This window comes from Spirochaetales bacterium, from assembly GCA_016930085.1.
Lineage (GTDB): Bacteria > Spirochaetota > Spirochaetia > SZUA-6 > JAFGRV01 > JAFGHO01.
Genome location: JAFGHO010000090.1, coordinates 1 through 13,441, shown reverse-complemented (window position 1 = coordinate 13,441; position 13,441 = coordinate 1). Strand labels below are relative to the sequence as shown.

At 49.4% G+C, this 13,441-nt stretch carries 9 protein-coding genes; 1 reads left to right on the top strand and 8 read right to left on the bottom strand.

Annotated features, from left to right (window positions below):
* The first annotated feature begins 2 nt into the window (after positions 1 to 2).
* Positions 3 to 413: an AIR carboxylase family protein gene (locus JW881_15420; protein MBN1698906.1), complete on the top strand. Its 411-nt coding sequence runs from the start codon at positions 3 to 5 to the stop codon at positions 411 to 413.
* Here the strand turns inward: JW881_15420 and carB are convergent.
* From carB to JW881_15380, 8 genes are all read right to left on the bottom strand, one after another.
* The gene (gene carB, locus JW881_15415; GenBank protein ID MBN1698905.1) at positions 388 to 3,606 is read right to left on the bottom strand and encodes a carbamoyl-phosphate synthase large subunit; all 3,219 of its coding nucleotides are present in this window, start codon (positions 3,604 to 3,606) and stop codon (positions 388 to 390) included. The genes JW881_15420 and carB overlap by 26 nt on opposite strands.
* A 245-nt stretch (positions 3,607 to 3,851) precedes the next feature.
* Positions 3,852 to 5,786 (bottom strand): PAS domain S-box protein, encoded by a 1,935-nt coding sequence (locus JW881_15410; protein ID MBN1698904.1) that lies wholly within the window; start codon positions 5,784 to 5,786, stop codon positions 3,852 to 3,854.
* A gap of 243 nt (positions 5,787 to 6,029) precedes the next feature.
* Positions 6,030 to 6,563: a hypothetical protein gene (locus tag JW881_15405; GenBank protein ID MBN1698903.1), complete on the bottom strand. Its 534-nt coding sequence runs from the start codon at positions 6,561 to 6,563 to the stop codon at positions 6,030 to 6,032.
* Between the two features lie 122 nt (positions 6,564 to 6,685).
* A complete protein-coding gene (locus JW881_15400; protein ID MBN1698902.1) occupies positions 6,686 to 8,674 on the bottom strand; it encodes a VWA domain-containing protein in 1,989 nt (662 codons plus the stop codon).
* A 451-nt stretch (positions 8,675 to 9,125) separates the two neighbouring features.
* Positions 9,126 to 11,150, bottom strand: coding sequence for a PEGA domain-containing protein (locus JW881_15395; GenBank protein ID MBN1698901.1), 2,025 nt, complete (start codon positions 11,148 to 11,150; stop codon positions 9,126 to 9,128).
* 224 nt (positions 11,151 to 11,374) lie between these two features.
* Positions 11,375 to 11,959, bottom strand: coding sequence for a hypothetical protein (locus tag JW881_15390; GenBank protein ID MBN1698900.1), 585 nt, complete (start codon positions 11,957 to 11,959; stop codon positions 11,375 to 11,377).
* Positions 11,959 to 12,411 (bottom strand): hypothetical protein, encoded by a 453-nt coding sequence (locus JW881_15385; GenBank protein ID MBN1698899.1) that lies wholly within the window; start codon positions 12,409 to 12,411, stop codon positions 11,959 to 11,961. Before JW881_15385 ends, JW881_15390 begins: the two co-directional genes overlap by 1 nt.
* A 99-nt stretch (positions 12,412 to 12,510) precedes the next feature.
* Positions 12,511 to 13,206: a hypothetical protein gene (locus JW881_15380; protein MBN1698898.1), complete on the bottom strand. Its 696-nt coding sequence runs from the start codon at positions 13,204 to 13,206 to the stop codon at positions 12,511 to 12,513.
* Positions 13,207 to 13,441: the final 235 nt, after the last annotated feature.

Below are 13,441 nucleotides of genomic sequence, written 5' to 3'. Positions count from 1 at the left end.
TCATGAAAGACATTCTTTTCATCATCGGTTCGGAATCGGATCGATCCGCTATTGAACCCGCGCTTGAGTTGAGCGGGCAAAAGGGATTGACTTTTGAACTCCATGTGTATTCGGCGCACCGAAATCTCACCGAACTTCTTCACTTTCTCGAACAGGAGGAAAAAAACTTTCGTCTTGTCGTCGCGGCGGCGGGACTCTCGGCGGCCCTTCCCGGGGTCGTCGCATCAAAGGTGTCCTGTCCGGTTATCGGCGTCCCCCTTACGGCGGGGCCGCTTTCCGGAATCGACGCCCTTCTTTCGATTCTTCAACTCCCCAAAGGAATTCCCGTCGCCACCATGGGACTGGGCAAACAGGGAGTGCTGAACGCCGTGCACCTCGCGGAACGGATTATTCGCCGGCCGGAAAATCGCTGATATCCCTATGATATTCCTGAAGTGACTTGACGGGCGGAACCCCCTTCCGGTAGGCCTCGATCCCCTTCGCGGCCGCAAGGGCGGCGGGAATTGTCGTCATGTAGGGAACCTTGTGCTTTACCGCGGATTTACGAATATACGAGTCATCGTACTGACTCAATTTACCCACCGGGGTATTAATAACCAGGTTGATCTCCCCGTTTTTAATCGCATCCACGATATTCGGCCTGCCTTCATGGAGTTTGAGGATCTTTTCGCACTCGATACCGTGTGCTTTCAGAAAATCATGGGTCCCTCCCGTTGCAAGAATCCTGAAACCGAGTTGCTTAAACCGCCTTCCCACTTCGAGTGCCTGTTCCCTTTCCCTTTTCGATATACTGATAAGGACGGTTCCGTTTTCCGGCAGCCCGCTTTTCGCCGCGTCCTGTGCCTTGTAAAAGGCGAACGAAAACGAGTCCGCGATGCCCAGGACCTCGCCGGTCGAGCGCATTTCAGGACCCAGCACCGGGTCGACTTCGGGAAACATATTAAAGGGAAAGACGGCTTCTTTTACCCCGTAATGGGGGATATCCCGCTTTTGCAGCCCGAGTTCGACAAGCTTTCTGCCGAGCATCAATAATGTCGCGATACGCGCCATCTGAACATTACAGACCTTTGAGACGAGGGGAACGGTCCGTGATGCGCGCGGATTCGCCTCGAGCACATACACCGTATCCTTTGCGATCGCATACTGGATATTCATCAGCCCGACGACCTTTAATTCACGGGCAATCCTCGTCGTATAGCGGCAAATCGTATCGATATGCTTCCGGGGGATACTGACGGGCGGAATCACGCACGCCGAATCTCCGGAATGAATACCGGCAAGCTCGATATGTTCCATGACCGCGGGAACAAAAGCTTCTTCTCCGTCGGAAAGAGCGTCCGCTTCCGCCTCGACGGCGTTTTCCAGAAACTTGTCGATGAGGATCGGCCTGTCGGGCGTCACATCGACCGCGGCCGTGACATAGGTCTCGAGCATCTCACTGTCATAAACGACTTCCATACCCCGTCCGCCGAGGACATACGACGGGCGTACCATAAGGGGATATCCGATCCGTTCAGCGACCTCAAGCGCTTCTTCAAGCGTGCTTGCCATTCCGGATTCGGGCATCGGGATATTCATTTCCTCCATCATTTTCCTGAACCGGTCCCTGTCTTCGGCAAGGTCGATAATCGATGGTTGGGTTCCAAGGATGTTCACCCCTTCCGCCGCGAGGTCCTGGGCCAGGTTGAGCGGTGTCTGCCCGCCGAACTGGACGATAACACCCTCCGGTTTTTCTTTTTGATAGATCGCCAATACGTCTTCAAGGGTAAGCGGTTCGAAGTAAAGTTTGTCCGAAGTGTCATAATCGGTGGAGACCGTCTCCGGATTGCAGTTGACCATAATCGTCTCGAGTCCTTCGTCACGCAAAGCAAAAGCCGCGTGAACGCAGCAATAGTCGAACTCGATTCCCTGCCCGATCCTGTTGGGTCCGCCGCCGAGAATCATCACCTTTTTTCTGTCGCTGCTTCCCGTTTTGTCGGGACCATTATAGGTGGAATAGTAGTACGCCGCGTTTTCCACACCACTGACCGGAACCGGTTCCCAGCCTTCCACAATACCAAGCGAGATACGCTTTTCACGGATTTTTTTTTCAGTAACACCGAGCAGCTTTGCCAGGTACCTGTCCGCGAATCCGTCCTTTTTCGCCTGTACCAGCAAATCGTCGGGGGGAAGCCCTCCTTGATACTTGAGAATCTCTTCCTCGCGATCGACCAGTTCTTTCATCTGCCGGATGAACCACGACTTGATATATGTTTTTTTATTCAATTCTTCGACTGTCGCGCCCTTCCTGAGTGCCTCATACATGATAAACTGCCGTTCGCTTGTCGGTTCTTTCAGCATCTGCATCAATTCTTCAAGGGACCGTTTGTTAAAATCCTTTGCGAAGCCCAATCCATACCTCCCGATCTCCAGAGACCGGATCGATTTCTGAAAGGCTTCCTTGTAATTCTTGCCGATACTCATGACCTCACCGACCGCCCGCATCTGTGTACCCAGTTTGTCTTCAGCGTCCCTGAATTTTTCGAACGCCCACCTGGCGAACTTGACTACTACGTAATCCCCCGACGGTGTGTATTTTTCAAGGGTACCGTCCCGCCAGTAGGGAATTTCGTCCATGGTAAGCCCGCCCGCCAGTTTCGACGATACAAGCGCGATCGGGAAACCCGTCGCCTTTGAAGCGAGTGCCGACGAACGGGAGGTTCTGGGGTTTATCTCGATGACGACCACACGGCCGGTCAAAGGATCGTGCGCGAACTGTATGTTCGTCCCCCCGATCACTCTGATCGCTTCGACTATTTTGTATGAATATTCCTGCAGTTTTTTCTGAAGAGCCGGATCGATGGTGAGCATCGGCGCAGTGCAGTAGGAATCGCCGGTATGCACCCCCATCGCGTCAACGTTCTCGATAAAGCAGACCGTGATCATCTGGTTTTTCGCGTCCCGTACGACCTCGAGTTCGAGTTCCTCCCACCCGAGTACGGACTCCTCGACCAGAATCTGACCGATCAGACTGGCCGCGATCCCCCTGCTTGCAACGACACGCAGTTCATCCACATTATAGACAAGCCCCCCGCCGGTCCCGCCGAGTGTGTAGGCCGGCCTGATCACCACCGGGTATTTCAGGCGGGCGGCCACCGCTTCAGCTTCTTCGACACTGTATACTGCCGTGCTTTCCGGCATATCGATCCCGAGACGGTTCATCGTTTCCTTGAACGCGGTTCTGTCTTCGCCGCGCTTGATCGCATCGACCTCGACGCCGATCACCTTCACCCCGTATTTTTCGAGTACCCCGGCCTTTGCCAGCTCGGATGAAAGGTTGAGCCCGGATTGACCGCCGAGATTCGGCAACAGGGCATCTGGGCGTTCCTTTTCGATGATTTTCGTCATTGATTCGAGCGTAAGGGGTTCAATATAGGTGACATCCGCCATTCCCGGATCAGTCATAATCGTGGCGGGATTCGAATTGACGAGCACAATCTCATAACCGAGTCCCCTCAGAGCCTTGCACGCCTGGGTTCCCGAATAATCAAACTCACACGCCTGCCCGATAATGATCGGCCCCGAGCCGATAATCATAACTTTCCTGATATCATTTCTGCGAGACATATTCCAGCTTCCTCCTGCACCCTTTATACCCTATGCCCGCATTAAGTGCAAGGGGGAGGCACACCTCTGATTTGATGCATGCACCAATAATATTACACATATGGAATTATAATCCCGGGTACACAATGCAAATGAAAGGATATATTTCCGGAAACGGCAGCACCGCTTGATAAAAACACCGCCTCCAAAGCAGGAGGTTTGATTATGTTAGTCAAACGTTTATTGACCTTAAAGTGACTGTATTTTTATATCATCATATACTTTTCCAGTATTTTAGCGAGATCGGTTCTTCGAAAAGGTTTACATATACTCGCCGTAAATCCATATTTTTCAGGATTCTTCATTATAGGATCATCTGCATATCCACTTACAACAATAACAGGAATCCCGGCATTTAATGTTCGTATTTCCTTGATAATATCTTTTCCTCCCATACCACCCGGCACAGTAAGGTCCAGAATTAATCCGGTTATATTTCGTTTTGCATTGGTTTCATTAATAAAAAACTCCAATGCCTCTCTGCCGTTATGTGCACATACGACGGAATATCCGAATGTTTCAAGCATGCCCGCAATAACTTCCGTGACAACTTCCTGATCGTCCATGACAATCATTGTGCCGCTTCCCGTATGGTCGACATCGGTTGCATCAATTGAAAAACCGGCCGTTTCTGTGAGTGCGGGCAGATAAATATGGAATGTACTGCCTTTGTCTATGACAGACTCGACATCAATTGTACCGCCGTGGCGCTTGATAATCGAGTAACAAATTGAAAGACCTATTCCATGACCTTGTAATTTCGTACTAAAAAAAGGATCGAATATAAAAGGTAATATTTTTTTCGAGATTCCAACACCATAATCCTTGATTGAGAATTTAACATAGTCTCCTTTTAACCGCAGATGAACGTCATCATCGCCTAAAGTGATATTTCGAGCCGATATTTCGATCGTTCCGCCTTGAGGCATAGCCTGCTGCGCATTGATAACGATATTGTTGACAACCTGAAAAATCTGATTGATGTCAATATTACACATCCATAGCGTTTCAGGCATATCGATATGACACGAAACATTCGATCCGCTAAGCCCGAATTGCGCAGCTTCCTCAATAAACCGGAATATTGATGTCGGTTTTTTTACAGGAGCGCCGCCCTTTGCGAATGTAATCAATTGCCGCGTGAGGCTGCGCGCTATCTCTATGGTATTCATTGCTTTGGAAAGATACTGATTGACGATACTGTCTGTCGATTTTAAGATTGCCAAATCGATATATCCAAAAATACCGCCCATGAGGTTATTAAAATCGTGGGCGATGCCGCCTGCCAGCAAGCCGAGTGATTCAAGTTTTTGATTCCGTTGGGAACTCTCAAGTAATTTTTGTTTTTCGGTAATATCCCGAAATACCAAAATCACGCCGATAATCTCATTGGCCTTGTTTCTAATCGGTGCGGCACTGTCTGAGATAATCCGCTCTCTGCCGCTTTTTGAAATAATGACTGTATGATTTTCAAGTTCGATGACTTTTCCGGTTGACAGTACTCTATCTACCGGATTTTCATGAGGTTCACGGGTTTTCTCACATATTATATTAAACACGTCGGCCAGTGGTCTTCCCCGTGCTTCATTTTGGGTCCATCCACACAGTTCTTCTGCGATAACATTCATTATCTCAATATTGCCGCATGCATCGGTTGCGATGACACCGTCACCGATGCTTCGAAGAGTGACGGACAGCCTTTCCCGTTCGGCCTCGATAAAGGCGGCAGTCATTTTACGTTCAGTAATATCTCTTATATTACACTGGATCACATAATGCTGATTCTCCTGATAAACGTTACTTACAAACTCGACATCGATTTTTTTTCCGTTTGCTGTCTCCAGGGGCATGTCTTCATAACGGATGTATTTATTCTTTTTCAATGTAATAAAATTATCCTTGTTTGCGATAATATCCTTGAAAAATCCGATATCCCAGATTCTTTTATTGACAAGCTGTTCGAATGAGTAATCCAATAAATCAATTAAAAATGGATTTGCATCGATTATTTGCCCGGTTTCTGCATCGAGAATGAGTATTCCATCCTTTGCCGTTTCGAAAAGCCGCCTGTATTTTAGCTCCGAAGCGCATAATGCCTCTTGTGTCTTTTTTAAATTATCTGATTCAGAGAAATTATCCATTTTTATTTACTCCTCCTTTTCTCATTTTTTATAGCAGGGCGAGGAAAGTTAGGTATAATTCACTGTATCTTGTCATACCTGGATGATAATAAACATCAGGAAGTTCAGCGTTCAACTCGACAAACCTCATATTAAGTTTATTGCATAACCCAATATTTTTCAATATATAATTATTTTATACTTGAAACCGGTCCCAAAGAGAACGAAAAGCGGAAATACAAACAGAACGGAAAAGTCAGGATACTATTCCATATCGCTGGAAAAAGGCCGGTATTCCCTGAACTCTATTTTCAGAGTTGCTTTTGACGGAAGACCGTTTGCATGAATATCCCGGTAGTGCTCCGATATACTTTCAATCACAACATGATAGGAGATTCTTCCCCATGTAAAAACAAGAAGCGGGGGTACATTGAGGGATTCTCCGATTGTCATCAAATCTGAAATCTGTTTTGTCCGGAACCTGATATCCTCCGCGGCATCCGTACTTTCAAAGTACAGACATACTTTTACGACGGTCGTCTCCGGTCCGTTAAACGCTTGATGAATATCATATGAATCAGCGGAGCGGTATGCCGCATAGTTGTTTTTTCGTTCGATCCTGAAACTGCGGGGGTCAAATTTAACCGGTATAATGATGTCGTTTTCCGGCATGAAATAGCCGATTGCCCCAACGGACAGCATATCGCCTGAGCATATATCCGGACATTGCCTTTCACATGCAAGACAATATGCCACCATCGTCATAATGACGATTATAGGAAATACTATTTGTTTCATAACGACACCCTGTATTTATTATTATATTATTTCAGACATCGTTTTTCAACCACACGTCAAAACAAACAAAAAAAGCGCGCCCCGAAAGACGCGCCTGATATGTTTCTTTTTACAATCGACCCTTAATATGCCGGACCCAGTTCCGGATCGATTTTAAGCAATACCCGGCCCAGCATTTCCGCAGTTTCAACACGGAAAAGGCCCATGACCATTTCGTAATGGTCTTCGACGCTTTGCAGTTGGGAACAGATCATTACTTCGGTTTCGAGATACTCGCCCACTTCAGCAACGGCATCGAGGTCTTCCGCATAATCCGTCATCTCGAGATCCAGGCTGTCGAGAATCGTCTCCAAATCATCTTCAATCATGGTGACGGTGTCTTTTTCATCGAGTGAACCTTCAAGCAGCCCGGTGAAATATTCCTCTTCCACTCCGTATTCGCCGTGTACGCCCACGACCGGAAGACAGGGAATCACCGTTCCTTCTTCGATGGCAAGGCTCGAGTAATCGATCAGCTGATCGACCGCCATATCGAACAATTTGGCGAGTGTTTCTTCCTTTGTTTCTTCATCGATTTTGACCGCCTCAAAATATGCTTCCTCCTTTTCCTCGGACTCGTCGGTGAGGTGGCTCAATTCCTCTTCCGCGAAATGTATGAGAATCGATTCGAGAGTATCGGTTTCGAAGTCGTCTCCCGTGTGATGGCTGACGCTGCCGGGCACGCCGCCTTCACTCGGCCCCGTTTCACCATAGGTGAGAAAGATAAACTTGCCGCAGGTGTACTGGGAGATCTGGCGGAGGACGTATTCGCCGCCGAGTTCGAGCCCCCCCGCCCCGACGCTGAAAAACTTGATGCCCGCCTCATGTGCGTCCCGCGCCGCATCCACGTATCGGTAGGTTTCATCTTCATACAGCTTGGGGCCGGCGTCGGTGATGATCCACCCCAGCCTGATCCCGTCTTCATTCCAGTCGATCTCATGCATCGCTTCTTCGAGGGCCTGTTCGAGATTCTCCTGCTTGTCGCCGCCGCCCCTGGCTGTCACCTGACTCAATTCGGTCTGAAACAGATCGAGGTTATCGGTCAGGGGGACGACCTGCGTCAAATAGGTCGTTTGGGCATCATCCCGGTCTCTGAAAAGCACCATACCGAAACGGACAAGCGGATTCGAGGGGAGGGTGCTGAGATGCTGGTTGATAAGCTCGATGGTGGTTTTGAGCTGGTTGATCTCTTCTCCCATACTGCCCGTGGTATCGAGGACAAAAAGCATATCGAGCGGAACATTGTCGTAGGCCGGCCTGTCGAAATCAAAAACCACGTCGATATTCCGTACACCGTCTCGCTCGACATTCATTTCCTTTGTCTGAAACCGGAAGGTCACTTTCACGATATAATTTTCGTCATCACCGTATTCGGCGGGGAAAAACATGAAGGTCCCGTCCGCGTACGAGGTCCCTTCACAGATGAGTTCTTCCAGTTCATTAAATACTTCGATCCCGGCATTGGACAGGGATTCGCCGTTTATATCCTGTATATGGAAAATGATTCTTTCATATATTTTGAGTTCGTAATGTTTTACACTGCTGTATTCATCAAGAAAACTCAGGAAGCTGTTGAACTCTTCATTGTCGTCGGCGTAGCCCGCCTCGAGCCCGGATTCACCGGAAGAAGGCGCCGAGGTAATCACCGGGGCACTCGTCACACCCGGAGGCAATGTCGCCGACGGCGCTCCCGTTGCAGACGGGGGATTCGTCACGCCGGGAAGCGATGTCGTGGCAGGGGCGCTTGTACCAACCGCTGTCGGTAGCGGCGTTGCCGGTGCGACGGAGGTCGTTGACGGCGGATTCGTGGGTGTTCCATCGGCGGGAAAAGAGGAGATCATCCCGACATAGTACTGGGCGATCAATAAGCTGTCGATGATGCTGGCGGCACCGTCGCCATTGACATCCGCCGCCGCGGCATCGAAATTGGACAGCGGAAGACCCACCGAATATTGTGCGGTCAACAGGGCATCGACGATGTTCACCGTCCCGTCGTTATTGACATCGCCTGTGACCGCGAACACTGCCGGCCCCAGGACCAGAATACATAAAACCGATAGCAACTTTTTCATAATCATACTCCTTTTTTATTAAATTGCCTTGTCAATTTCCCGTTTGCATCATTGTGAATGCTCATTATACCATAATTCAAAAGAAATTGATATATTTATTTTGCAATAATTATGCCAATTATGGTCAATTCCCATCCGGCTGCGAAAAAAAAAAGAGCAGCGGGTACTGCCGCTAACATACGTTCCTGTAAAAAGATAGAAGGAATTATGAACGTCATTCGACCGCTTCTAAAAAAATACGCCGATTCTCCCCGGGCAGTTACCGAAAGCGTTATTGCACCACCGCAAACCGGTGCGGTCGGCGCATCCAGAAACAAATTTATTTCTTTATATTGGAAGGAGATAATCAACATTGCATCCGTGCAATCGATTATGCGTTTTCGAGAATAGAGCGTAAACATCCACCATCATTGGAGAGAATACTCATCCGGATGACGTCTGTTCGTTTCTCCTAGAATCTGAAAATCGAACCGATTGTGATGAAAATGGTATCATGATACTGAAAAACCGGAATGCCCGCGTCCTTCGCCTCCGTATCGAGCATGCCGTAAAAACTGATATAGCGCGCTTCGATCGAAACACCGATTCGCGTGCTGAAATAATAATCGAGCCGGCCGTAGAGATACATTCCCAGCAATGACTGCAGGTACAACGCCTTTGTCCAGCTCTCCCCCGGGTCGGTGGTATAGAAAAAGTCGGCCGCCCCGAACGCGAAGGGGGTCCCCTCGAAAATAAACAAAAACGAAGGCATCTCGAATGACAGGCCGACAACCGGGGCGACCATTGAACGCAAAAAGGCAACCGGATCTTCCTCCGTGTACTCGACTTCCCGGGTATCATTCATGTTGCTGATATATGCTATGCCCGCCGAAACGGTCACGGGTGTGAAAACGGGAAGCTTTAGCCGTCCGGCAAGTCCCATGAGACTCAGTTCCGTTGAAAAACCGAATTCAAACGACATATCGAAATAACGGCTTCGAATTCCCGCTGAAATGAACGCGCCCAGATCAGTCCCGGACATATCGGCCGTTTTTTCGTCGAGAACGGGATTCGCGTACACCTCCGGCCCGCTTCCGGTGAAGGTATTCGGATACTGGGAGCTGTTCGTATATACTCCCAGCCCACCGAACTTTATCTCTGTATATTCGTAGTATTTGAACGGGGAAGAAGCCGACTGCGCGCTTTCAAGAATCGATACCAGATAGACGGCCAATGCCGTTCCCGCGATGATTCCGCAGTCCAGCAGGTTGCCGCTTATTTTATAGTCGAGCACGTATTTATAAAACTCGTCATATTCACCGGCGTCCCTTGTATCGACCTCATTCAGGTAATTGTACAGAAAGAGGCCTCCCCCCGCCAATCCCATAAATGTCATGGCGCTTATCCCGAGTCCCGTTGTTTCGTATTTGTTGTAAAATTGTCCGCCTCCGGGGATGAGCGCCCAGGTAAGCGCCTCACCCGGATCGGTCGTCTTTCTGGGGATTTTCCCCCCTTCGAGCATATCTTCCACTTCGACGATTTTTTCCAGTTCCCGTTCCACGGTGATCTGCCTGCCTTCGGTAAGCCTTATTTTACCCGCGTAGGAACGGTGACCGGGATACCGCATCTCCGCCGAATATATCCCCGGTTTGAAATCTTCCATAGTAACGGGCGTGATACCGACAAACTCGCCGTTGATATACGCCTTGGCCCCTTCCGGAATCGACGTGAAGGTAATGCTCGCGGCACGCCCGTTTTCCGGTTCGAGTTGGTTTGTACTTTTTCTGACGACCATTCCATTGGCGATCTCTTTCACTCTCCGGACGGCCGTACATCTGCTTGCCTCCCTGTCAACGGAGGATATTTTCAGGTACGCGACATCCTTTTCTTCACGCAGCAGGATATTACCCCGTTTATCCTTGACCAGCTCAACATCGAATACCTCAAGATGATCTCCTTCCCGCAGCCCGACATCGATGCCAAGGTTGATATAGACATCATCACCCTCGATTAAAACGACTTCCCCCACAATGCTGATCGTTCCCGCGACCTTCCCGGCTATCGCATGACAGGTCTTTCTTATTTCATCGTCATTCGCGATATCCATGCTTTCCGCTATCTCAACCGACCCCGTTTCCACATCGACCATCCTGATATTCAACACGTACTGCACGAATTTGCCCTCGAATTTTGCCAGACTGCCCAGCAATATCTTTTTCACGTTGAGCATCCTGCCGAATTTAACCGCGTCGCCGGCATTCGTGAGGCCCGAAAGCTGCAATTCCTGTTCACCGAGTACGTGCAACAGATCCTTCCGTTCCACGACTTTGAATACCGGAAGCTTGATAAACTCGACACGAAGCAGCTCGCTGACAGTCAGGGCCTTGTCCGGGAGTATCCCGATCGGTTCCATATCCATAATGGCGACCGGAATACCTCCCGGAAAAAGAAAGAATGACACCGTCGAAAGAAACAACACAAAGAGATATCGTTTCATATCATGTTCTCCTTACACACACTTATCCGAAATGTCTTTACCCGGAAAAATGAATAAAACAGATGAAAAGTTCGGATCATATAAGCCATATTGATTAATCTTATTATAAGTGAAAATGATTTGCAAATAAAAAAAGAAAAAACCGGGGACGGAGGTTAGGAAATCAATGACGGCCCGGCAATAACGAGGCGGGGAAAAAATGTGACAAAGATTGACCGGGGTTGTTACTTACCGATCCCTGAAACATACACATAATAATCTTCGATAAACCCGAAGTACTCCCGCCTGTAGACGCAATAGACCTCAAGGGTATAGCGCCTCCCCTTTTTCAGCACACCCGGATCTCCTCCTTTGATACCGGCCAGCCGGAAAAACGGCCCGGAACGGCTCGAACCGTCAACATCGAGGAGGGAACCGTAAGCGTATTCGTTTCCCACGGTGACGAAAATATTCTTTTTTTCCGCGGGAAAGACGGGTCCGTAACCATCGTCCGGCGGCAGATGCCCCTCCCCGGGCAGAGAGGTAACCGGATCGGGATAGTCTTCCGGCTTCATCGCCTGAAAACGGCCGAGTTCTTTTCGCAGCTCCGCTATTCTCGCCCCGAATATCTCTGCATTCCCTTCTGGCCCGAGTCCACCTTCCGCCGCCTCGAGCTTCTTTTCGTATCCGCCTATCTCCAACTGAAGCGCGGTGATCGTCGCTTCGAGGAGCGCCGCTTTCAACCCCGTCCCGCTTCCGCCGGTATCGACACAGCACACGATGAACCCCAGAAAAACAAGAACGGCGGCAAAAACAGGTATTCCTTTCATCACCCGCCTCCTTCAAAAAAACCTGCCGCCCGGGGAAACACCGGATTGGCGATCGAGACGGTGTACGTTCCTTTGAGCCCGAGGTCTTTTTCCAGATCGAACTCGATGACCGCCCCTTCGGGGAAAAAGCCCTTGCACTCGTCCGGGACGACACGTTCAATGGAAAGCCCGTAATGGGGAACCTTCTCCGAGACCCCCGCTTCCCGGTGAACATTCACGCGGAAATCGGCTTTCGTCGTGCACCCGCCGGAGGCGGCGATAAATCGAAGCATGCCGTCTTCGACGGTGAGGTTGAAAAGAATGACCGGTCCCAGCTCCCGCTGCCCGTATACAGCCCGAAGCCCCCCGCCGTTTTTTTCACTGCCGGAAGCTTCGGACTGCGGCATGGCAAAGAGAGAAGGGAAAATCAGTATACCAATAAAAAACGCGATCAACGTCTTTGACTGCCTCATTTCACTGCCCCCTTTGCACTTATTAAAAGTAACGCGAAACCGGAAACGGGTGTAACGGTAATCCTGCGTTACCGGATGAAGAATTTCCCTCAAGAATGTTTATTCCGGAGGAGTATACGTAAAAAACTCCTCGCTTTCACCTTCACAGTATACCGTAAATATCGATCCCGATTTGACACCGTCTCCGGAGAGAGACATGCTGTTTACGGCTTGTACATATACATACGCCCCAAACATATCGGTTTCGGCTAAGGTATCTGCCGGGATATCGTGGGTACGCGAGGCTCCCGACTTTTCGGCGGTATAGGAATCATCACCTTCCTGAAGATCACCCGGCCATATCTCGACGATAAATTTCTGCGGATCTGTTTCCGTCCAAGTCCATGCGACCTCGATTGCCTGGGTAATATCATATTCGCCTTCTCCTCCACTTCCGCCCCCATCATACGGATCGGTGACAACGGGTAAAGCGGCAGGCATCGTGAGGGTTTCGGTCAGGTCGACCGTATCGATTTCGATGGAAAGCGTAACGGTTTCGCCGGGAAAAATACCGATATCCGACGATGCGTAATACCATAATCCGTTAAATTCGAGGTCGACATCATTGATCGTGACGGCCGCATCGTCGGGGAAATCGAAGAGCCCCTTCATGATGGCGACCTGAATCGTCTCGCCAAAATCATCCAGTTTCACCGAAGCGTCGATAATGTAGCTGGACTCCTGCTCGCACCCCCCCAAAACGAAAAGGCCCGCGAGTGTTACAAAGACTAAAAAAATCATACTGCCCCGTTGCATATGTTCCTCCTTAAAAAAGATATTGCGAAATGAAGTATAGTATATTCAGTCCGGCATTGCAAAGAGAAAAGCATATTTCAGTATATATAAAGAGGGGAAACGGGCCGGCCCGCCTACGCCGCCTTTCAATGTCAAAATCAGTCTTTCTCCTGGGATTTTCGGGCTGTCACATATTCAGCGAATATGCCATCTATATGCCCGCGACAAACCTCCCGTACGCTTCGGCGGACATGAG